Annotated in this window: 19 protein-coding genes; 9 read left to right on the forward strand and 10 right to left on the reverse strand. The window is 63.7% G+C overall.

Going from position 1 to position 21,610, the window contains the following annotated elements; genetic code table 11:
* The first annotated feature begins 449 nt into the window (after positions 1–449).
* From QMX97_RS25875 to QMX97_RS25905, 7 genes are all read left to right on the forward strand, one after another.
* Complete coding sequence (locus QMX97_RS25875; protein ID WP_120449048.1) at positions 450–1,712, forward strand: OprD family porin; 1,263 nt, start codon at positions 450–452, stop codon at positions 1,710–1,712.
* A 187-nt stretch (positions 1,713–1,899) separates the two neighbouring features.
* Positions 1,900–2,724 (forward strand): NAD(P)-dependent oxidoreductase, encoded by an 825-nt coding sequence (locus tag QMX97_RS25880; RefSeq protein WP_282397846.1) that lies wholly within the window; start codon positions 1,900–1,902, stop codon positions 2,722–2,724.
* 30 nt (positions 2,725–2,754) lie between these two features.
* On the forward strand, positions 2,755–3,630 hold the full coding sequence (locus tag QMX97_RS25885; protein ID WP_282397847.1) for an SMP-30/gluconolactonase/LRE family protein: 876 nt from the start codon (positions 2,755–2,757) through the stop codon (positions 3,628–3,630).
* Between the two features lie 50 nt (positions 3,631–3,680).
* Positions 3,681–4,652 (forward strand): TRAP transporter substrate-binding protein, encoded by a 972-nt coding sequence (locus QMX97_RS25890; protein ID WP_106803336.1) that lies wholly within the window; start codon positions 3,681–3,683, stop codon positions 4,650–4,652.
* 65 nt (positions 4,653–4,717) lie between these two features.
* Positions 4,718–5,245 carry a TRAP transporter small permease gene (locus QMX97_RS25895; RefSeq protein WP_106803335.1) on the forward strand — a complete coding sequence of 176 codons (528 nt, stop codon included), beginning with the start codon at positions 4,718–4,720 and terminating at the stop codon, positions 5,243–5,245.
* Between the two features lies 1 nt (position 5,246).
* Positions 5,247–6,527 (forward strand): TRAP transporter large permease, encoded by a 1,281-nt coding sequence (locus QMX97_RS25900; RefSeq protein ID WP_065903895.1) that lies wholly within the window; start codon positions 5,247–5,249, stop codon positions 6,525–6,527.
* A gap of 94 nt (positions 6,528–6,621) precedes the next feature.
* The gene (locus QMX97_RS25905; protein ID WP_201145284.1) at positions 6,622–7,479 is read left to right on the forward strand and encodes an aldose 1-epimerase; all 858 of its coding nucleotides are present in this window, start codon (positions 6,622–6,624) and stop codon (positions 7,477–7,479) included.
* 39 nt (positions 7,480–7,518) lie between these two features.
* On the opposite strand, the gene QMX97_RS25910 is transcribed toward QMX97_RS25905, so the two are convergent.
* The 10 genes from QMX97_RS25910 to pedF form a co-directional block, all read right to left on the reverse strand.
* Positions 7,519–8,667 (reverse strand): HlyD family secretion protein, encoded by a 1,149-nt coding sequence (locus QMX97_RS25910; protein ID WP_106803333.1) that lies wholly within the window; start codon positions 8,665–8,667, stop codon positions 7,519–7,521.
* Positions 8,664–10,310 (reverse strand): MFS transporter, encoded by a 1,647-nt coding sequence (locus tag QMX97_RS25915; protein ID WP_213551162.1) that lies wholly within the window; start codon positions 10,308–10,310, stop codon positions 8,664–8,666. Before QMX97_RS25915 ends, QMX97_RS25910 begins: the two co-directional genes overlap by 4 nt.
* A 147-nt stretch (positions 10,311–10,457) precedes the next feature.
* Complete coding sequence (locus QMX97_RS25920) at positions 10,458–11,936, reverse strand: anion permease (protein ID WP_262134174.1); 1,479 nt, start codon at positions 11,934–11,936, stop codon at positions 10,458–10,460.
* A gap of 86 nt (positions 11,937–12,022) precedes the next feature.
* Positions 12,023–13,393: a hybrid sensor histidine kinase/response regulator gene (locus QMX97_RS25925; protein WP_065903909.1), complete on the reverse strand. Its 1,371-nt coding sequence runs from the start codon at positions 13,391–13,393 to the stop codon at positions 12,023–12,025.
* The gene (gene ercA, locus QMX97_RS25930; RefSeq protein WP_213551159.1) at positions 13,377–14,540 is read right to left on the reverse strand and encodes an alcohol dehydrogenase-like regulatory protein ErcA; all 1,164 of its coding nucleotides are present in this window, start codon (positions 14,538–14,540) and stop codon (positions 13,377–13,379) included. Before ercA ends, QMX97_RS25925 begins: the two co-directional genes overlap by 17 nt.
* 104 nt (positions 14,541–14,644) lie before the next feature.
* The gene (gene pqqA / locus QMX97_RS25935) at positions 14,645–14,716 is read right to left on the reverse strand and encodes a pyrroloquinoline quinone precursor peptide PqqA (RefSeq protein WP_106805631.1); all 72 of its coding nucleotides are present in this window, start codon (positions 14,714–14,716) and stop codon (positions 14,645–14,647) included.
* A 180-nt stretch (positions 14,717–14,896) separates the two neighbouring features.
* Positions 14,897–16,417 (reverse strand): aldehyde dehydrogenase family protein, encoded by a 1,521-nt coding sequence (locus QMX97_RS25940; protein WP_120449056.1) that lies wholly within the window; start codon positions 16,415–16,417, stop codon positions 14,897–14,899.
* 29 nt (positions 16,418–16,446) lie between these two features.
* Positions 16,447–17,373, reverse strand: coding sequence for a quinoprotein relay system zinc metallohydrolase 1 (locus QMX97_RS25945; RefSeq protein WP_282397849.1), 927 nt, complete (start codon positions 17,371–17,373; stop codon positions 16,447–16,449).
* A 2-nt stretch (positions 17,374–17,375) separates the two neighbouring features.
* Positions 17,376–18,119, reverse strand: a complete 744-nt coding sequence (locus QMX97_RS25950; protein ID WP_282397848.1) for a quinoprotein dehydrogenase-associated SoxYZ-like carrier — start codon at positions 18,117–18,119, stop codon at positions 17,376–17,378.
* 3 nt (positions 18,120–18,122) lie between these two features.
* Positions 18,123–18,584, reverse strand: coding sequence for a cytochrome c-550 PedF (pedF, locus tag QMX97_RS25955; protein ID WP_106803328.1), 462 nt, complete (start codon positions 18,582–18,584; stop codon positions 18,123–18,125).
* Between the two features lie 253 nt (positions 18,585–18,837).
* On the opposite strand from pedF, the gene exaA reads away from it, so the two are divergent.
* Positions 18,838–20,730 (forward strand): quinoprotein ethanol dehydrogenase, encoded by a 1,893-nt coding sequence (gene exaA, locus QMX97_RS25960; protein WP_065903934.1) that lies wholly within the window; start codon positions 18,838–18,840, stop codon positions 20,728–20,730.
* 143 nt (positions 20,731–20,873) lie between these two features.
* Positions 20,874–21,521 carry a pentapeptide repeat-containing protein gene (locus QMX97_RS25965; RefSeq protein ID WP_065903937.1) on the forward strand — a complete coding sequence of 216 codons (648 nt, stop codon included), beginning with the start codon at positions 20,874–20,876 and terminating at the stop codon, positions 21,519–21,521.
* The last annotated feature ends 89 nt before the right edge of the window (positions 21,522–21,610 follow it).

A 21,610-nucleotide genomic window follows, 5' to 3' on the forward strand; every position in this document is an offset into this window, starting at 1 on the left:
CTGGGGTGGCGCCTTAAGTTTGTACCATCCATACCCCAATGTGGGAGGGGGCTTGCTCGCGAAAGCGCTGTTTCAGTCGATATTTCCGATAACTGACACACCGCCTTCGCGAGCAAGCCCGCTCCCACATTTTTTGATCGGTGTGAAGCCTGGGGTTAGGTTGCGCGGTTGAAATCGCTGAGCCTTGCGCCGCAAGCATGGACGACCCATCCCCCAATGTGGGAGCGGGCTTGCCCGCGAAAGCGCTGGTTCAGTCGCTATTTCCGGTAACTGACACACCGCCTTCGCGAGCAACCCTACTCCCACCCCGTCGGTGTGTGTCTCGGCTCAATCACGCAGTCATCGTATAACTTCTGCTTGACACCTCTCGAAAACCTCGCAAATATTCGCTCCAATGTTGTACGACGACGTACGACAAATAATAAAAACAACAAAAAGGGAGCTTCACTGTGAGTCAATTCGCCCGCAATTCCTCCGCGCGTATCGGCCTGATCGGTCTTGGCAGCCTGGCATTGACCCTGCCCCTCGGTGCCCAGGCAGAAGGTTTTCTCGACGACGCCAAGGCCACGCTCAACCTGCGCAACGCCTACTTCAACCGCAACTTCACCAACCCGACCAACCCCCAGGCCAAGGCCGAAGAGTGGACGCAGAACTTCATTCTCGACGCCAAGTCCGGCTACACCCAGGGCGCTGTCGGCTTCGGGATCGACGTGCTGGGCCTGTACTCGCAGAAGCTCGATGGCGGTAAAGGCACCGCCGGCACCCAACTGTTGCCAACGCACGACGATGGCCGCCCCGCCGACAACTTCGGGCGCCTGGGCGTAGCGCTGAAAACCAAGCTGTCGAAGACCGAACTGAAAGTCGGCGAATGGATGCCGGTGCTGCCGATCCTGCGCTCCGACGACGGCCGCTCGCTGCCCCAGACCTTTCGTGGCGGCCAGGTCACCTCGAATGAAATCGCCGGCCTGACCCTCTACGGCGGGCAATTTCGCGGCAACAGCCCGCGCAACGACGCGAGCATGGAAGACATGTTCATGAACGGCAAAGCGGCGTTCACTTCGGACCGCTTCAACTTCGGCGGCGGCGAATACACCTTCAATGACAAACGCACCCAGGTCGGCGTGTGGTACGCCGAACTCAGCGATATCTACCAGCAGCAGTACTTCAACCTGACCCACAGCCAGCCGGTCGGCGACTGGACCCTGGGCGCCAACCTCGGCTTCTTCAACGGCAAGGAAGACGGCAGCGCCCTCGCCGGCGACCTCGACAACAAGACCGCCTTCGCCCTGCTCTCGGCCAAGTACCTGGGCAACACCTTCTACGTGGGCCTGCAGAAGCTCACCGGCGACAGTGTGTGGATGAAGGTCAACGGCACGAGCGGCGGCACCCTGGCCAACGACAGCTACAACGCGAGCTACGACAACGTGAAGGAAAAATCCTGGCAGGTGCGCCATGATTTCAACTTCGTGGTCCTCGGCATTCCCGGGCTGACCATGATGAACCGCTACATCAGCGGCAGTAACGTACACACCGGGGCGATCACCGACGGCAAGGAATGGGGCCGCGAATCGGAACTGGCCTACACCGTGCAAAGCGGTGCGCTGAAGGACCTGAATCTGCGGTGGCGCAATGCGACCATGCGTCGGGACTTCAGCAACAACGAGTTCGATGAAAACCGGATCTTCATCAGCTACCCGATCTCCCTGTTGTAACCCGCGGATACACTTTAGGTAGGCGCGGGCTTGCCGGCGATGGCAGCTCAATAGTCACCACCGACCGTGGGGCTACCCTCGCTGGCAAGCCAGCACCGGCAAGGAAGGCGTGTGTTGACAAGCCAGGGAATCAATCACGATACTTCCACCTAGTCATACGACAACCTACAACAACAATGGAACCCCCATGACCACGACCACCTCCACACCCGTTCCATTCAACCGCCTGCTGCTCACCGGTGCCGCCGGCGGCCTGGGCAAAGTCTTGCGCGAACGCCTGCGTCCGTACGCCAAGGTGCTGCGCCTGTCGGACATCGCCGAGATGGCTCCGGCCGCGGATGCTAGCGAAGAAGTGCAACCTTGTGACCTCTCCGACAAACAAGCGGTGCACCACCTGGTGGAAGGCGTCGATGCCATCCTGCATTTTGGCGGGGTGTCGGTAGAGCGTTCGTTCGAGGAAGTGCTCGGGGCGAATATCAGCGGGATTTTCCATGTCTACGACGCCGCGCGTCGCCACGGCGTGAAGCGCGTGATCTTCGCCAGTTCCAACCATGTGATCGGCTTCTACAAGCAGGGCGAAAAAATCGACGCACATTCCCCGCGTCGCCCGGACAGCTACTACGGCTTGTCCAAGTCCTACGGCGAAGACATGGCCAGTTTCTACTTCGACCGCTACGGCATCGAGACCGTGAGCATCCGCATCGGCTCCTCGTTCCCGGAACCGCAGAACCGCCGGATGATGCACACCTGGCTGAGCTTCGATGACCTGACCCAACTCCTCGAACGCGCGCTGTATACGCCGAATGTCGGCCACACCGTGGTCTACGGCATGTCGGATAACCTCGACACCTGGTGGGACAATCGCTACGCCGCGCACCTGGGTTTCGCCCCCAAGGACAACTCCGAAGTGTTTCGCGCCCAGGTCGAAGCCCAGCCACCGGTAGCCGCCGATGACCCGGCCAAGGTCTACCAGGGCGGCGCGTTCTGCGCGGCGGGGCCGTTCGGTGACTGACGCCAGACCAACCCAAGGGAATGAGTGGCCATGACTGCAGAATTGATTGTCGACGCCCGCAATGCCGTGGGCGAATGCCCGGTGTGGGTGCCTGAAGAAAACGCCCTGTACTGGGTGGATATTCCCAATGGCGGCCTGCAGCGCTGGAGCGCCGCGACCGGGCATATCGCCGCGTGGAAAGCCCCGCAGGCACTCGCCTGCATCGCGCGCACCAGCGCCGGCAACTGGGTCGCCGGCCTGCAAAGCGGCTTCTTCCAGCTTACCCCGCACAACGACGGCAGCCTCGACACCACGCCCCTGGCCAGTGTCGAGCACCCGCGTGCGGACATGCGCCTCAACGATGGCCGCTGTGATCGCCAGGGCCGCTTCTGGGCCGGTAGCATGGTGCTGGACATGAGCCTGAACGCAGCCGAGGGCATCCTCTACCGCTTCGCCACCGGCAGCGCACCGCAGGCGCTGCTGGATGGGTTCATCACCCTCAACGGCCTGGCCTTCAGCCCCGATGGCCGCACGATGTACGCCTCGGACTCGCACCCGCTGGTGCAGCAGATCTGGGCCTTCGACTACGACACCGAGACCGGCACGCCGTCCAATCGCCGCGTATTCGTCGACATGCACCAGCACCCCGGCCGCCCCGACGGCGCGGCAGTGGATGCCGAGGGCTGCTACTGGATCTGCGCCAACGACGCCGGGCTGGTTCACCGCTTTACCCCCGACGGTCGTCTGGACCGCTCCCTGAGCGTGCCGGTGAAGAAACCCACCATGTGCGCCTTCGGCGGCAGTCGCCTGGACACCCTGTTCGTCACCTCGATCCGCGACGATCAGAGTGAGCAGTCACTGTCAGGCGGCGTGTTCGCCCTCAACCCCGGCGTTACCGGATTGCCGGAGCCCACCTTCACCCTCTAGCTGCATTGCTGTGCCTTGAATACAACAATAACAAGACGGAGACACACCCCATGGACTTCAAACGCACTTTGCTCGTCGCTGCACTTCCCCTGACGTTCCTCTTCACCGGCGCGGCCCACGCGCTGGAAATCAAATTCGCCGACATCCATCCCGCCGGCTACCCCACCGTGGTTGCCGAAGAAAACATGGGCAAGGCCCTGACCAAGGAAAGCAACGGCGAACTGACCTTCAAGTACTTCCCGGGCGGCGTCCTGGGTTCCGAGAAGGAAGTGGTCGAACAGGCCCAGGTCGGGGCGATCCAGATGACCCGCGTCAGCCTCGGCATCGTCGGCCCGGTGGTGCCGGACGTGAACGTGTTCAACCTGCCGTTCGTGTTCCGCGACCAGGCGCACATGCGCAAGGTCATCGATGGCGAGATTGGCGACGAGATCCTTGCCAAGATCACCGACTCCGAGTTCGGCCTGGTCGCCCTGGCCTGGATGGACGGCGGCACGCGCAACCTCTACACCAAGAAACCGGTGCGCAAGATCGAAGACCTCAAGGGCATGAAGATTCGCGTGCAGGGCAACCCGCTGTTCATCGACGCCTTCAATGAAATGGGGGCCAACGGCATCGCCATGGACACCGGCGAGATTTTCAGTGCCCTGCAGACCGGGGTGATCGACGGCGCGGAAAACAACCCGCCGACCCTGCTGGAACACAACCACTACCAGAACGCCAAGTACTACACCCTCACCGAGCACCTGATTTTGCCCGAGCCCATCGTGATGTCGAAAATCACCTGGAACAAGCTCACCCCCGCGCAGCAGGTCATGGTGAAAAACGCCGCCAAGGTCGCCCAGGCCGACGAGCGCGTGCTGTGGGACAAGAAGTCCGCCAGCAGTGAGGAGAAACTCAAGGCCGCCGGCGTCGAGTTCATCACCGTCGACAAAAAACCGTTCTATGACGCGACCGCTCCCGTGCGCGCCAAGTACGGCCAGGCGTACGCCGACATCATCAAGCGCATCGACGCCGTCGAGTAATCACCCTCCTCCTCCAGCAAGGCCAGGCGCGGTCGGCATCGACGCGCCCGGTTACGGTGAACGCCATGAAGAATTTGCTGCTGCGCATCAATGATCGCCTCTACATGACCTGCATCTGGGTCGCCGGCCTCTCGGTATTGGGAGTGGCACTGATCATTCCCTGGGGCATCTTCGCCCGCTACATCCTCGGCACCGGCTCCAGCTGGCCGGAACCCACCGCCATCCTGTTGATGCTGGTGTTCACCTTCATCGGCGCCGCTGCCAGCTACCGCGCCGGCGCGCACATGTCGGTGGCGATGATCACCGACCGCCTGCCGCCGCGCCAACGCCAGGTAGTCGGCATCGTCTCGCAACTGTTGATGGCGACGATCTGCCTGTTCATGACGATCTGGGGCAGCAAGCTGTGCCTGTCCACCTGGAACCAGTTCATGAGCGCCATCCCGACCCTGCGCGTGGGCATCACCTATATGCCGATCCCGATTGGCGGGCTGCTGACCCTGGTGTTCGTGCTGGAAAAACTCCTGTTGGGCGACCAGAGCCAGCGGCGCGTGGTGCGCTTCGACCTGGTAGAAGAAAGCGAAGGGGCAGCTTGATATGGATGCGTTGATTCTGTTGGGCAGCTTTATCGCCTTGATCCTGATCGGCATGCCGGTGGCCTACGCCCTCGGGCTGTCGGCGTTGATTGGCGCGTGGTGGATCGACATTCCGTTCCAGGCCCTGATGATCCAGGTGGCGGGCGGGGTGAATAAATTCTCGCTGATGGCGATCCCGTTCTTCGTCCTGGCCGGGGCGATCATGGCCGAGGGCGGCATGTCGCGGCGGCTGGTGGCGTTTGCCGGCGTGCTGGTGGGGTTTGTGCGCGGCGGCTTGTCCCTGGTGAACATCATGGCCTCGACGTTCTTCGGCGCAATCTCCGGCTCGTCGGTGGCCGACACGGCCTCGGTCGGCTCGGTGCTGATCCCGGAAATGGAGCGCCGTGGATATCCACGCGAATTCGCCACCGCGGTGACCATCAGCGGCTCGGTACAAGCGCTGCTGACCCCGCCCAGCCATAACTCGGTGCTCTACTCGCTGGCCGCCGGCGGCACCGTTTCCATCGCCTCGCTGTTCATGGCCGGTGTGGTCCCGGGCTTGCTGATGAGCGCGTGCCTGATGGTGCTGTGCCTGATCTTCGCGAAGAAACGCGATTACCCCAAGGGCGAAGTGATTCCCTTGAAGCAGGCACTGAAAATCTGTGCCGATGCACTGTGGGGCCTGATGGCCATGGTGATCATCCTCGGCGGCATCCTCTCGGGTATCTTCACTGCCACCGAGTCCGCCGCAATCGCGGTGCTGTGGGCGTTCTTCGTGACCATGTTCATCTACCGCGACTACAAATGGAGCGAGCTGCCCAAGCTGATGCACCGTACGGTGCGCACCATTTCCATCGTGATGATCCTGATCGCCTTCGCCGCCAGCTTCGGCTACATCATGACCCTGATGCAGATCCCGGCGAAGATCACCACGATGTTCCTGACGCTGTCGGACAACCGCTACGTGATCCTGATGTGCATCAACATGATGCTGCTGTTGCTCGGCACGGTGATGGACATGGCACCGCTGATCCTGATCCTCACGCCGATCCTGTTGCCGGTAATCCTCGGCATCGGTGTCGATCCGGTGCACTTCGGCATGATCATGCTGGTCAACCTCGGCATCGGCCTGATCACCCCGCCGGTGGGTGCGGTGCTGTTCGTGGGTGCGGCGGTGGGCAAGGTCAGCATCGAGAAAACCGTGAAGGCGCTGCTGCCGTTCTATGCCGTATTGTTTCTGGTGTTGATGGCGGTGACCTACATTCCGGCGTTGTCGCTGTGGCTGCCAAGCGTGGTGCTATAACGTTCTGCGTAGGAATACAGCCTGTGACGCCCTCCCCTGCAGGCGCCGGCAAGCCAGCGCCTGCAGGCAGCTTTCATTTCAAGGTGAACCTGTGATGCTGGAACTCAGAGATGACCTGACCGTGCTGACCCTGGCGCCCGCCGTGGGGGGCAGCATCGTCAACTGGAGCGTGCGCGCCAGCGGGCAGCCGCTGCTGCGGCATAGCGATGAGCAGGCGATCGCTACCGGGTTGCCGGGCAAGCTGGGGTGCTATCCGTTGGCACCCTGGTCCAATCGGATTGCCGAAGGCGGTTTCGACACCCCGGATGGCTGGCTGGCGCTGACACCGAACAGCCCGCTCGACCCGCTGCCGATTCATGGTTCGGCCTGGCAGCAGGTGTGGCAGGTGGTCAGCCAGTCGGCGGATGAGGTGGTGCTGGCGGTGGAGTGCGACACACCGTTTGCCTATCGCGCCGAGCAGCGGTTTCGCCTGGGCGGCGGCGAATTGAGCATCGAACTGCGCGTCACGCATCTGGCCGACAAGGCCGCGTGGCATGGGTTGGGCTTGCACCCCTACTTACCGCGCCGGCCGGCCACGCGCTTGCAGGCCAACGCCGAGCAGGTGTGGATGAGTGATGCATCCAAGCTGCCGACGGGGCTCGCTCCGCTGCCGGCGGACTGGGATTTCCGTCAGCTCAAGGCGCTGCCGGAGCGCCTGGTGGACAATGGCTTTTGCCAGTGGGACGGGCAGTGCCGGATCGAGCAGCCGGAGCTGGGCTATGCGCTGGAATGCCGAGCCACTGGCGCCGACTACTTCCTGCTGTTCTGCCCACCGGGGCTGGGATTTTTCTGCATCGAACCGGTGAGCCATCCGGTAAATGCGCATCACCTGCCGGGACGGCCCGGGTTGAAACTGTTGGAACAAGGCCAATCGACTCAACTCGATTTCACCCTGAAATACCTTCCCCTGTAGGCGCCCGGCTTGCCGGCTCCTACAGGGTGGCTGGGGTGGTCAGGGCGGGCTGTTTTTCAGGCGCCCTGCCGTGTCGATACTCACCACCACCGACAAACCCGGCCGCAGCCGCTCGCTCTCGGCCTGATCCGGATCCACGGTAATCCGCACCGGCACACGCTGGGCGATCTTCACGAAGTTGCCGGTGGCGTTGTCCGCCTGCAACAGGCTGAACTCCGAGCCGGTCGCCGGGGAAATATGCTGCACCGTGCCGCGAAACTTGCGGTGGTTGAGCGCATCCACGGTGAAGGTCACCGGCTGCCCGACCTGCACATTGTCCATCTGGGTTTCTTTCATATTGGCGATCACCCACAACTGGTGGGGCACCAGCGCCATCAACTGCGCGCCGGAATTGACGAAGGCGCCAAGGCGCACGCCAATCTGCCCCAGCTGGCCGTCACGCGGCGCGGTGATGCGGGTGTTGGACAAATCAATCCGCGCCAGCTCCACGGCCGCCTCGGCACTGGCCACCGCCGCCTCCAGGGAGCCGCGATTGACGATCACCGTCTGCAGGTCCTGCCGCGCGATCTCCAGGCTGGCCTGGGCCTGGGCCACGGCGGCGATAGTCTGCGCATTCGCGGCACGGGTCACGTCCAGCTCGCGCTTGGACACCGAACCGTCGCTGATCAGTTCTTCATTGCGGCGCAGGTCGGCGGTGCTCTTGCGCGCCTGGGCCTGGCTGTCCACCAAGGCGGCCTGGCGCAGCTTGATGGTCGCTTCGGCACTGTTGCGTTGCTGCACCACATTGGCCAGCGAAGCTTTCTGCACCGCCAGTTGCGCCAGCGCCTGGTCGAGGCGCTGCTTGTAGATGCGGTCATCGAGGCGCACCAGCAGGTCGCCGGCCTTGACGTACTGGAAGTCCTGCACCGGCACTTCGAACACATACCCGCTGAGCTGCGGGCCGATGATCGTCACCTGGCCGCGCACCAGGGCGTTCTCGGTGGTTTCCACGGCGCTGCTGAACGGCGGCAATTGCCAGGCATACAACACGATCAGCACGCCGATGATGGCAATCGCGGCGAAGCCCAGCGACGAGATGATGCGCACCCGCAGCGAGCGCGGTTCAGTCACGCTCGCGCCGGGCGGCGCGGTGCCTTCCGGGGTGGAGGCAATGGCATTGGTGGTCGTGGTGGTGGTCGTTTCGGTCATGAAGTGGCGCCGCTGGGTTGAACGGAAGGGGCTGCTGCCTTGGTGGTGCTCATCAGCCACAGACTGCGGATAAAGATCCAGATCATGGTGAGGATAGCGATGATCGCGATCAGCATGAACACATCGTTGTAAGCCATCACATTCGCCTCACGCGTGGCCGCCGTGGCCAGGCTGCGAATGCCCATGAGGTTGCGCAATTCCGGGTCGGCGATCACCCCGCCGTAGGCCGAGCCACCGCTCTGCACCCGCGCGGCCACACGCGGGTCGAGCAGGGTCAGGTGCTCGACGATCATGCTCGAGTGAAATTTCTCGCGCACGATCTGGAAGGTGCCGAGCAACGCTGCGCCAATCAGGCCGCCGAGGTTCTGGCAGATCCCGAACATCACCGAGAAACTCACCAGGTTGCGCGGGTTGGTCAGCACGTTGCGGGTGCCCAGCACCATGGTCGGGCCCAGGAAGAACGTGCCGCCAAAGCCTAGCAGGAACTGGCTGATGTACATGTTCTGCGGCCGGGTCAGGTTGCTGGAGAAACTGTCCATCACCGACCCCACGGCCATCAGCGCCAGCGAGATGATCAGCGGCATCAGCAGGTGCGCCGGGTTGATCGTCAGCGCACTGACGACCAGCCCGGCAATCGCCCCGGCCAGCATCACCACGTAAAGGGTGTGCATCTGCTCGTAGCTCATGTTCAACATCTGCATGAACCCCACGGCGCCGGTGGACTGCTCCGACAGCACCATGCGAATCAACACCACGGCGAGCGCCAGGCGGATCATCACCCCACTGCCGAGCCAACGGGTCATCAGCAACGGGTTGGCGCGGTTATGCTCGATCGCCAGGCCGGCCATGATCAGCACCAGCGAACAGGCCGAGGCGACGCCGATCCACGGTGCTTCCAGCCACCAGTCGATGCGCCCCAGCGACAACACGGCGCAGAGCAGGGCGACCCCAGTGGCAAGGATGCCGAAGGTCAGGAAGTCGAGTTTTTCAAAGGTCTTGAAGCGATCGCCAGGCGGCAACTTGAGCAGGAACACGCACCCCAGGCAGATCAGGGCCATGCCCAGTTCGAACAGGTACAGGCCACGCCACTCGGCGATTTGCAGCAAATCCTCGGAGAACAGCCGCGCCAACGGCAGCGCCAGTTGCGCGGTGCCCAGCCCCAGCACCAGGGCTTTCATCCGCCATTTGGCCGGGAACGCCTGGATCATGTAGTACAACCCCAGCGAACTGAGCGCCGCGCCGACCATCCCGTGCGCCGCCCGCACCGCGATGGCCGAGCTGAGGTCGTTGACGAACAAATGGCCGAAGGTCACCAGCGCATACAGCACCAGGAACACTTCGGTAAACGCGCGCAGGCCGAACTGCTGGCGAAACTTCACCAGCAGCAGGTTCATGCACACGTTGGTCATCACATAGGCGGCGGGCAGCCAGGCCATTTCCGCCGTTGTCGCGCCCAGGGCGCCTTGCAGGTATTGCAGGTTGGCGATGACCAGCGCATTGCCGAGCCCGCCGGTAATCGCCACCAGCACGCCGACCAGCGCAAACAGCCAGCGTTTGTGCGTGGGGTGCAGCGGCGTCGACGGCGAGCCAGGCAGGCTCGGTCGCTCGTGGGGCTGCCAGGTGTGAGGGGTGTATTTGTCCATTCGGTGACCTAGATGACCCGGCGGGGGACGCCGGTAAAACCATTACTCAGGGAGTAGTAAACCTGAGCGGAGTTCATCTTGCCATCTCGAGGGTGCAATTGATCCCAGCAGCGCGCCCGCCAGACAAATGCCGGCGCAGATTCCAGCTCAGATCCAGCCGAGCCAACTCCAGTACGTGGCGGCGAAGATCAGCATGAGGCCGTAACCGAGCAACGTCACCAGAATCCCCACCTTGGCAAACTGGCGTGCCGTGAACGTGCCGGTCCCCAGGCACACCATGTTCTGCGGTGCATTGATCGGCAGGATAAACCCGTAGCTCATCACAAACCCGAGCAGCATGGTCATCCCCAGGCGGCTGAACTCACCTGGCAAGGTCTGCAACACCGCGATCAGGATCGGCAACAACGCCGAGGTCAATGCGGTGGCACTGGCAAAGCCCAGGTGGATCACAATCAGGAAGGCCCCGAGGATGGCAAATACGCCCAGCGGCCCGAGCTGATCCAACCCGGTGTGCGTCACCACCTGCGCGCCCAGCCACTGCCCGGCCTGGGTGGTCAGCAGCGCCGTACCGAGGCTGATGCCGACGCCAAACACAATCACCGTGCCCCACGGAATACGCGACTGCACGTCCTTCCAGGTCATCACGCCCAGCCCCGGCAACAGCAGGAACACCAGGCCTGCGTAGGTGGTCGAGGTGGTGTCGAAACTGTGCAACCGGCCCTCGGTGGCCCAGGCCAGCAACAGCAGCACCGAGACACTCAGCAGGCGCTTCTGCGGCCCGGTCATCGGCCCGATGTCCACCAGCGACTGCGCCACGGCCTCCTGGCCGCCGGGGATGCTGTCGGTTTCCGGTGGCAGCAACTTGAGCACCAAAAACAGCAGCACCGCCGACATGATCACCGCCCACGGCGCGCCGGCGATCAGCCAGTCGAGCCACGACACACGCTGGCCGAGCATCTTGTCCATGAAGCCGACCGTCAGCAGGTTCTGTGCCGCGGCTGTCTGGATGCCGACGTTCCAGATGCTGGTGCCCTGCGCGACCACGATCATGATCCCGGCGGCAATGTTCGAGCGTTTGTCGACGCCGAAGGCGGCGATCACGCCCATCATGATCGGCACCACGCAGGCACTGCGCGCGGTGGCGCTGGGCACCACCAGGCTGAGCAAAATGGTCACCGCAATCGCGCCCAACAGGATGCGCCGGGTACTGGTGCCGATGCGGCTGAGGGTAACCAGCGCGATACGCCGATCCAGGCCGGTGTGGGTCATCGCTGCGGCAATGAACAGCGCCCCCGCCACCAGCGCCAGCGCCGGGTTGGAGAAGCCGGTCAGCGCCATGCTGATCGCCGGGCTGGAGCCGATCAGGTGCGCAGGGTCCTGCAGCGACGGCGCGGTGCCGAGCAAAAACGCCATCAGCGAAGTGATCATGATCGCGCTGGCTTCATAGGACACTGCCTCGGTGATCCACACCACCACGGCAAAGGCGAGGATCGCCAGCATCCGGTGCCCGGCCACCGGCAAGTCCGCCGGCAGCGGCAACAGCAGCACGCCGACCATCACCAGCACGGCGACCACCAGGCCCAGGGGCAACTTGAAGGATGCAGCGGTTGTTGCGGGGGCGTTCATGCGGTACTCCGTAGGCCTTCCATTCAGGCCGGGAGCATGGCGCATAAGGTCGCAGGGTGTGTTGACGGGTATCAACGCGCCGGGCGTCAGGCGAGTAATTGGCTCAATACCGCGCGCAACTTGCCGGGCTTGACCGGTTTGTTCAGCAGCGGCGCTTCCAGGCGGCGCAGCGCGCGGCGGCACTGGTCGGTGCGATCGGCGGTGATGATCACCGCCGGGATCTTCTGCTCGAAGTGCTCACGCAGATGCTTGACCACTGCACAGCCGACCACCCCATGGTCAAGGTGATAGTCGGCCAGGATCAACTCCGGCGCCCTGCCCTGCAGCGCCAGCAAGGCGCCCGCCTGGTCAGTGGCGGTGACCACCTCGCAGCCCCACTGGCCGAGCAGCGCGCGCATGCTTTCGAGGATGCTCACTTCGTTGTCGATCACCAGCAAGCGCCGCCCCGGCAGCGGGTTACCGGTGGTAGGCGCGACGGGCAGTTGGCTGATCGCCAGTGGCATTTCGTCGCTCAGCGGCACCTCGATACTGAACATCGAACCGCGCCCCGGCCAGGACCGCACCGCCACCGGGTAGCCGAGAATATCGGCGATACGCTCGACAATCGCCAGGCCCAGCCCTACCCCCTTGCGGTCCGACGCGCGGCCGACGTCGAGCTGGTTGAATTCCAGAAAGATCGAACCCAACCGATCCGCCGCAATCCCGCGCCCGGTGTCCCACACCTCCAGGCGCAGGCGATCACCGCGCCGGCGCGCGCCAAGGAGGATGCAGCCCTCATCGGTATAGCGGCAGGCATTGCTGAGGAAGTTGCGCAAAATCCGCGTCAACAGCCGCAAGTCGGTACGGATCGCATACCCGCCGGTACGCGCGCGCAGGTTGAGGCCGGCTGCCTGGGCCACCGACTGGAACTCCGAGACCAGCGGCGCAAATAACTCATCCAGGCGATACAGCGCGACGTCCGGCTTGACCGCCGCCTGGTCGAGCCGCGAGATATCCAGCAGGTCGGTGAGCAAGTCCTCGGCGCCCTCCAGGGCCTGGTGGGTGCGTTCCACCAGTACCTGCTCGACGCTCGGCAAGTTGCGCTCGCGCAAGGTCGAGATCAGCAGCCGCGCGGCGTTCAGCGGTTGCAGCAGGTCATGGCTGGCGGCGGCGAGGTATTTGTCCTTGCTGCGATTGGCGGCCTGGGCGGCGTCGCGGGCGTCGCGCAGGTCCTGTTCGATCTGCTCGCGCTGGGCGATCTGCTGTTGCAGGTTGAGGTTGGCCTCCAGCAGCTCGTCGGTGCGCGCGGCGACCCGCTGCTCCAGTTCGTCGTTGAGGCGGATGTAGCGATTGCGCTCGGCCTCCAGCTCGTCGAGCCGCGCGGTGAGTTCCGGGTAATGGCTCTTGCGCGCCGACTGGTCGCCCAGCCCCAGCAGCCCGGCCAGGGCGCGCTGTTGCGCGTCAGAGAGCTTCGCCATAGACGACCTCGACATCACGCTGGCTGGACTCGCGCGGGTTGGTGAGGATGCACGGGTCATGCATCGCATGCTGGGACAGAAACGGGATGTCGGCCACGCGCACGCCGTGCAGGCCGAGCGTCTCGTTGAAACCGATCGCGTGCTTGAGCGCAATCAGGTGCTCTACCAGCCGCGCGCAGATCTGCCGATGGTTGAGGCCACGGCAGTCGATGCCGAAGGTCTCGGCAATCACCTTGAACCGCTCCGGCGCCGAGCTGTAGTTGAACGCAACGACGTGCTCCACCAATACCGCGTTGCACAGGCCATGGGGCAAGTCGAGGAAGCCGCCCAGGCTGTGGGACATGGCGTGCACCGCGCCGAGGATCGCATTCGAAAACGCCAGCCCGGCCTGCATGCTGCCGAGCATGATTTTCTCGCGCAGGGCAATATCGCCGGGGTTGGCGATCATCTGCACCAGGTTGCCGTTGATCAGGCGCATGGCCTCGAGCGCGTGAGGGTCGGTAAGCGGGCCATGCCCGGTGGACACGAACGCCTCGATGGCATGCACCAGCGCGTCGATGCCGGTACAGGCGGACAGGAACGGGTCCATGCTCGCGGTGGTTTCCGGGTCGATCAGCGACACGTCAGGTACCACCGCCTTGCTGACGATGGAGAACTTCATGCGTTCCTGTTGGTTGGAGATGATCACGAACTGCGACACGTCCGCCGAGGTTCCGGCCGTGGTGGGAATGAGGATCAAGGGCGGGCTGGGCACGCGAATGGTGTCCACGCCTTCGAACTCGAGGATGCTGCGCCCATGGGCAACCACAATGCCGATTGCCTTGCCGCAGTCCATCGGGCTGCCGCCGCCGATGGCCACGATCACGTCGCAATGATTTTCGCGGTACACCTCGGCGCCGAGCATCACTTCTTCGACGCGCGGGTTGGGCGATACGGCGGTGTACAGGCAGTAGTCGATACCGAGGGCTTGCAGGCTGGCTTCGACATCGGCGACCCAGCCGGCGGCGATCACGCCGGGATCGCTGACCACCAGCACCTTGCGCGCGCCGAACGTCTTGGCGTAATTGCCGACGTTATGCCGGCAGCCGGCGCCGAAGATGATTTCAGGCGAGACGAATTTACGCAGGAGGCTCAGGTTTGGGCTCATTGTTAAGCCTGTTTCTTATTATTTTGGAAGATGCGCTCCACACTAACCGATCCGGCCGCGAAAGCAATCAGACCAAAGAGGCATCTTCCCTGCAGCACGCCAGATCAGCGGCTGGCGAAGTACATCGTCACTTCGAAGCCGATACGCAGGTCAGTGAAAGCGGGTTTGATCCACATGGGGGAGCGTCCTCTTGTTGTGCCGGAAGATTCCGGTGAATCCATTAATGCACGCAGGATCGGCGAGGCGAATGCTACTTTCGAAGCAACCCTCACCCTGCATTAGTCGCGGAGGTACAACGATCGAATGGTAGGAGCCGGCAAGCCGGCTCCCACAGGTGCTTGCCCTTCAGGTCAGGGTCAGAAGAAACCCAGCGGGTTGATGTCGTAGCTCACCAGCAGGTTCTTGGTCTGCTGATAGTGGTCCAGCATCATCTTGTGGTTCTCACGCCCCACACCCGACTTCTTGTAGCCGCCGAACGCCGCGTGCGCCGGGTACAGGTGATAGCAATTGGTCCACACCCGACCCGCCTTGATCGCCCGGCCCATGCGGTAGGCCCGGTTGATGTCGCGGGTCCACAGCCCGGCGCCCAGGCCGAACTCACTGTCGTTGGCAATCGCGAGTGCCTCGGCCTCGTCCTTGAAGGTGGTCACGCCCACCACCGGGCCGAAGATTTCTTCCTGGAACACGCGCATCTTGTTGTGGCCCTTGAGCAGCGTCGGCTGGATGTAATAGCCGCTGGACAAATCCCCCTCCAAGCGCTCGGCCGCACCGCCGGTGAGCAGCACCGCGCCCTCCTCCTGGGCGATTTTCAGGTAGGAGAGGATCTTGTCGAATTGCTGCTCGGACGCCTGCGCGCCGACCATGGTCTCGGTGTCCAGCGGGTTGCCACGCTTGATCTTGACGATCTTCTTCATGACCTCGGCCATGAACGCTTCGTAGATCGACTCCTGCACCAGCGCCCGCGACGGGCAGGTGCACACTTCGCCCTGGTTGAAGAACGCCAGCACCAGCCCTTCGGCGGCTTTTTCGATGAATTGCGGCTCGGCCTGCATGATGTCTTCGAAGAAAATATTCGGCGACTTGCCACCCAGCTCCACGGTGGACGGAATGATGTTCTCGGCGGCGGCATGCATGATGTGCGCGCCCACCGGAGTGGAGCCGGTAAAGGCGATCTTGGCGATGCGCTTGCTGGTGGCCAGTGCCTCGCCCGCCTCGCGGCCAAAGCCCTGGACGATGTTCAGCACGCCCGGCGGCAGCAGGTCGCCGACCAGCTCGGCAAACACCATGATCGACAGGGGCGTCTGCTCGGCCGGCTTGAGCACGATGCAGTTGCCGGCAGCCAGCGCCGGGGCGAGTTTCCACGCGGCCATCAGCAGCGGGAAGTTCCACGGGATGATCTGCCCGACCACGCCCAGCGGCTCGTGGAAGTGATAAGCGGCGGTCAGCTCGTTGATCTCGGCGGCACCGCCTTCCTGGGCGCGGATGCAGCCGGCGAAATAGCGAAAATGGTCGGCCGCCAGCGGCACATCGGCGTTGAGGGTTTCGCGCACGGCCTTGCCGTTGTCCCAGGTTTCGGTCACGGCCAGCACTTCGAGGTGCTGCTCGATGCGGTCGGCGATCTTCAGCAGCACCAGGGCACGGTCCTGGGCCGAGGTCTTGCCCCAGGCGTCGGCGGCGGCATGCGCAGCGTCGAGGGCCTTGTCGATATCGGCGGCGGTCGAGCGCGGGAATTCGGCGATCGCCTCACCGGTGACCGGCGAAGTGTTGGTGAAGTACTCGCCATTGACCGGCGCGACGAACTCACCGCCGATGTAGTTGCCATAGCGCGGCTTGAAGCTGACGACGGCGCCGGGGGTGCCAGGTTGTGCGTAGATCATGGTGAGGCCTCTGTCTGTTGTGGGTATTGTCAGGGGTTGATGCGTTGCATCTGCGTGCGTTCGTATTGCGGGTACAGATGGGTCACGCTGCGGATCAATTCGTAGCGGCTGAGGTTGATCGCCGCGAAACGTGCAGGGATCGGGCTGCGGATCAGTTCCGGCATGTCACTGCCACGTGCGGCGGCGTCGCGCAGCAATTGATCGAGCCAGGTGAGGTAGTCGCGCATCTGCTCCAGCGGTTTGGCGTCGGTCGCCACAGGGCCGTGGCCAGGCACGATCAGGGTCCAGGGCAAGCCTTGCAGGGTGGCGATATCGCTCAGCCACACGGCCAGGCCCGGTGAGTGCGGGGTGGTGAGCGCACGCTGGTAGAACACCAGGTCACCGGCAAACAACACTCCCGTCTTCCGGTCGAGGATCGCCAGGTCCGCGCCGGTATGGCCGCGCAGCTGCAGCAGTTGCAGCTCGTGACTGCCGAAGGTCTTCACACCCGGCTGCAGGGTTTCACCGGGCAGCACCACTTCGGTGCCGCGCATCCAGTCTCCGACCAGGCGATAGAGATTCTCGGCCAGGCTGTCGCCCTGTTCATGCAGTAACGCGGTGGTGCCGGCGAGTGCACCAATCGGCACGTCCTTGAACGCCTGGTTGCCCAGGGCATGGTCGGGGTGGTGGTGAGTCAACAGCACCTGGATCACCGGTTTGTCGGTGACCCGGGCGATGGCCTGGCGCAACGCTTCGCCGTAGCGCCGGGACGGCCCGGTGTCGATCACCACCACGCCGGGCTCGGTGACGATAAACCCGACATTGACGATGTTGCCGCCATTGTCCTTGGCGAAATTGTCGGTGCTGCCTTCGAGCAACCAGGTGTGGTCGGCGATCAGCCGCGGCTTGAGGGCGTAATCCAGCTCGGCCAGCACCGGCAGGCTGAACAGGATCAGCCACAAGAGCGTCCAGCGCAGGGTCATGGGATGGCCGCCTCGAACTGGCTGCCGCTGGTGTCGCGCAGGGTCAGGCGCGTGGGGCCGGCCGCCTGGATATCAAAGGCCAGGCTGGGGTTTTCGCTGACCGCGGGAAACAGCTCCAGCGTCGCCAATAACTGACCGTCGGCGCCGCGGAGTTCGGCCGTGTTGATAAAGAATTCGGGAATGCCGCTGACCATGCCGTTATCCATCGGGTGCGCGACTTGCAACTTGACGCGGCTGAATTCGGCGCGCGGGTAGCGTCCGCCGAACACTTCGCCGAGGTGCTCTTCCCAACCCGCCTGGGTGCGCACCACGCTGGGTGCGGTGCAGCCGCCGCCGGCTGCATCGATCAGGGTCGAGCCGACATGCCAGAGGCCGTCCCTGGTCAGCACCGCCGCGCGCAACGGCGTGGCCTGTTCGATGCGAATCCGGATCGACAGCCACGGCAGCACACCCTCGCGGGGCTGGAAGTCGACGATTTTCGGCAAGGGGTTCAACTCGGCCCAGGCGAGGATTTTCACCACCTCGCCCTTGAACGCGCGGGCGTCGATTTCCAGCGGCACCTGGCGCGCATCTTCGGCGAACGGCGGCGCCAGCAGCTTGACGCGCGCGTCGAACACGAAGGGCGCATTGTCGAGAAAACGCTGGTGGTAGTAATCCCACATCACCGACGGCACCGGGTCCACGGGCGCGCCCCAGGCCAGCATCGGCAAGCAGCAGATCCACACCCCGCGCAGGCGCATGCCCTACTCCTCGACGTGCACGCTGTCGAGGTAAGTGCGCACTGCCCACAAGGCTTCCTGGCTCAGGTAGTCGGCCATTTTCGGCATGTAGACCCGGCCATCGCGCACCGCACCGTGGCGCACCCGTTCGACAAACCATTCATCGCCGGCGTCGCCCACATCGAGCATGCGCAGGTCGGGTGCGATCCCGCCGGACTTGGCTTCCAGGCCATGGCAGGCGGCGCAGTTCTGGTTATAGGCCGAGGCACCGACTTCCACCGCCTTGTCGTGCTCGGGTGAGGTGCGATAGGGGTTGGTGGCGGCCCAGCCATCGGCGTCCAGCGGCACGCCGGCGTCCTTGATCGGGGTCAGGCCCTTGGTTTCCACGGCGGTCGGTGTGACGTTGCCGTGGGCCATGACGGAACCGGCACCGAGTACCCCGGCAAACAGGCAGGCGGTCATCCAGGCGTTGCGTTTTGTTGTCATTATTTTTCCCTCAGGAGTGCACGCAAAACCTCTTGGCAGAGGCTATGGCAACCATCTTAGGAAGCGCTCGGCGGCACCCGTATGCTGCTTTGGTGGTCGGGTTCTCATCCGTTGGTAGCAGGCCTTGTGGGGCACTGCTAAATCAGAGGCGGTTCGGGAAATTGTCCCGGCAACACCGGGACTTTTTCCGTATTCGCACGCCCATGGACGTCGCACCCTGTGCAGGCCAAAACCTCCACTGGGAACTGCAACCATGACAATAAGATCGCTACCCGCCCTCTCACCCTTGAGTCTTGCCCTGCAAGCCTTTCTGCTGGTGGGCAGCCTGTCCCTCAGTGCTGCCAGCCATGCCGCTGCCGAACCTGCGAAGCAGACGCGCAACGTCACCTGGGAAGACATCGCCAACGACCACCTGACCACAAAGGACGTGCTGCAATACGGCATGGGCACCAACGCCCAGCGCTGGAGCCCGCTGGCCCAGGTCAATGACAAGAACGTGTTCAAGCTCACGCCAGCCTGGTCCTACTCGTTCGGCGACGAGAAACAGCGCGGCCAGGAATCCCAGGCCATCGTCAGCGACGGCGTGGTCTACGTCACCGGTTCCTACTCCCGCGTGTTCGCCCTCGACGCGAAGACCGGCAAACGCCTGTGGACCTACAACCACCGCCTGCCCGACAACATTCGCCCGTGCTGTGACGTGGTCAACCGTGGCGCGGCGATCTTCGGCGATAAGATCTACTTCGGCACCCTCGATGCGCGCCTGATCGCCCTCGACAAGAACACCGGCAAAGTGGTGTGGAACAAGAAATTCGGCGACCACGCCGCCGGCTACACCATGACCGGCGCCCCGGTGCTGATCAAGGACAAGGTCAGCGGCAAGGTGCTGCTGATCCACGGCAGCTCCGGCGATGAGTTCGGCGTGGTCGGCCAGCTGTATGCGCGCGACCCGGACACCGGCGAAGAAGTGTGGATGCGCCCGTTCGTGGAAGGCCACATGGGCCGCCTGAACGGCAAGGACAGCACCCCGACCGGCGACGTCAAGGCGCCATCGTGGCCGGATGACCCGACCACCGAAACCGGCAAGGTCGAGGCCTGGAGCCACGGCGGCGGCGCACCTTGGCAGAGCGCGAGCTTCGATGCCGAGACCAACACCATCATCGTCGGCGCCGGCAACCCGGGTCCGTGGAACACCTGGGCGCGCACCTCCAAGGACGGCAACCCACACGATTTCGACAGCCTCTACACCTCCGGCCAGGTCGGCGTCGACCCGAGCACCGGCGAAGTGAAGTGGTTCTACCAGCACACCCCGAACGATGCCTGGGACTTCTCCGGCAACAACGAACTGGTGCTGTTCGACTACAAGGACAAGGACGGCAAAGTCACCAAGGCTACCGGCCACGCCGACCGCAACGGCTTTTTCTATGTGGTCGACCGCACCAACGGCAAGCTGCAGAACGCTTTCCCGTTCGTCGACAACATCACCTGGGCCAGCCATATCGACCTGAAGACCGGGCGTCCGGTGGAAAACGAAGGCCAGCGTCCGGCCAAACCGCTGCCGGGTGAAACCAAGGGCAAGCCGGTGGAAGTCTCGCCGCCGTTCCTGGGCGGCAAGAACTGGAACCCCATGGCCTACAGCCAGGACACTGGCCTGTTCTACATCCCGGGCAACCAGTGGAAAGAGGAATACTGGACCGAAGAGGTCAACTACAAGAAAGGCTCGGCGTACCTGGGCATGGGTTTTCGCATCAAGCGCATGTATGACGACCACGTCGGCACGTTGCGCGCGATGAACCCGACCACCGGCAAAGTCGTGTGGGAACACAAGGAACATCTGCCACTGTGGGCCGGCGTACTGGCAACCAAGGGCAACCTGGTGTTCACCGGCACCGGCGACGGCTTCTTCAAGGCCTTCGACGCGAAAACCGGCAAGGAGCTGTGGAAGTTCCAGACCGGCAGCGGCATCGTCTCGCCGCCGATCACCTGGGAACAGGATGGCGAGCAGTACATCGGCGTCACCGTCGGTTATGGCGGCGCGGTGCCGTTGTGGGGCGGCGACATGGCCGAGCTGACCAAGCCGGTGGCACAAGGGGGTTCGTTCTGGGTGTTCAAGATCCCGAGCTGGGACCTGAAAACCGCCCAGAAGTAACCCCTCCGAGAATGCGGGGCCGCCTTTTGTGGCGAGCGGGCATGCCCCGCGCTGGGCTGCGAAGCGGCCCCGGCATTCTTCCTGTCGCATCGGCTGCTGCGCAGCCGGTGCGACAGGTACCCCGCCACCTTCGAGGTCTCGTCATGAAATACCTGCCCTTGTTACTCCTGCTGTCCCTGCCCCTGGCCCACGCCGACGATGGCGACGACGCGCCCCTGGTGATCAACGGCTGCACCATCGCCGAACACAGCCAGTGCCCTGGCGCCAATCTCAAGGGCGCCAACCTGAGCAATCAGAACCTGAGCAAGATGAACCTGGCCGGCGCTGACTTGCGCGAGGCCGATCTGCGCCACGCCAACCTCGACCTGGCCAACCTGGAAAAAGCCCAGCTGCAAGGCGCCAACCTGACCCGCGCCAGCCTGCAGCAGAGCAACCTGCGCCTGGCCAATTTCACCGACGCGACGTTGATGGCGATCCAGGGCTGGGGCCTCTTCGCCCAGGGGGCGCAATTCGAGAATGCCAACCTCAGTGCGGCCTACCTGCAATTTGCGCGGCTGTCCGGGGCCAAGCTGCACAAGGCCAACCTGCGCGCGGCGGACCTGGAAATGACCTGGCTGAGCAAGGCCGACCTGCAAGGGGCGGACCTGCGCGATGCAAATCTGCAGGAAGCCAAGTTCGGTGAAAGCAATCTGGAAAACGCCACCCTGACCGGTGCGCGCCAGCATTACGGGAATTTCCAGGACGCGAACATGGAAGGCTGCAAGGACTGCCCCACCACCTGGGATCGCTAGCACGCCGTGGATCAACATGTGGGAGCGGGCTTGCTCGCGAAAGCGCCGGGTCAGTCAGCACACCTGAAACTGACACCGCGTATTCGCGA

It is taken from the genome of Pseudomonas sp. PS01298, from assembly GCF_029959745.1.
GTDB classification, from domain to species: Bacteria; Pseudomonadota; Gammaproteobacteria; order Pseudomonadales; family Pseudomonadaceae; genus Aquipseudomonas; species Aquipseudomonas aylmerensis.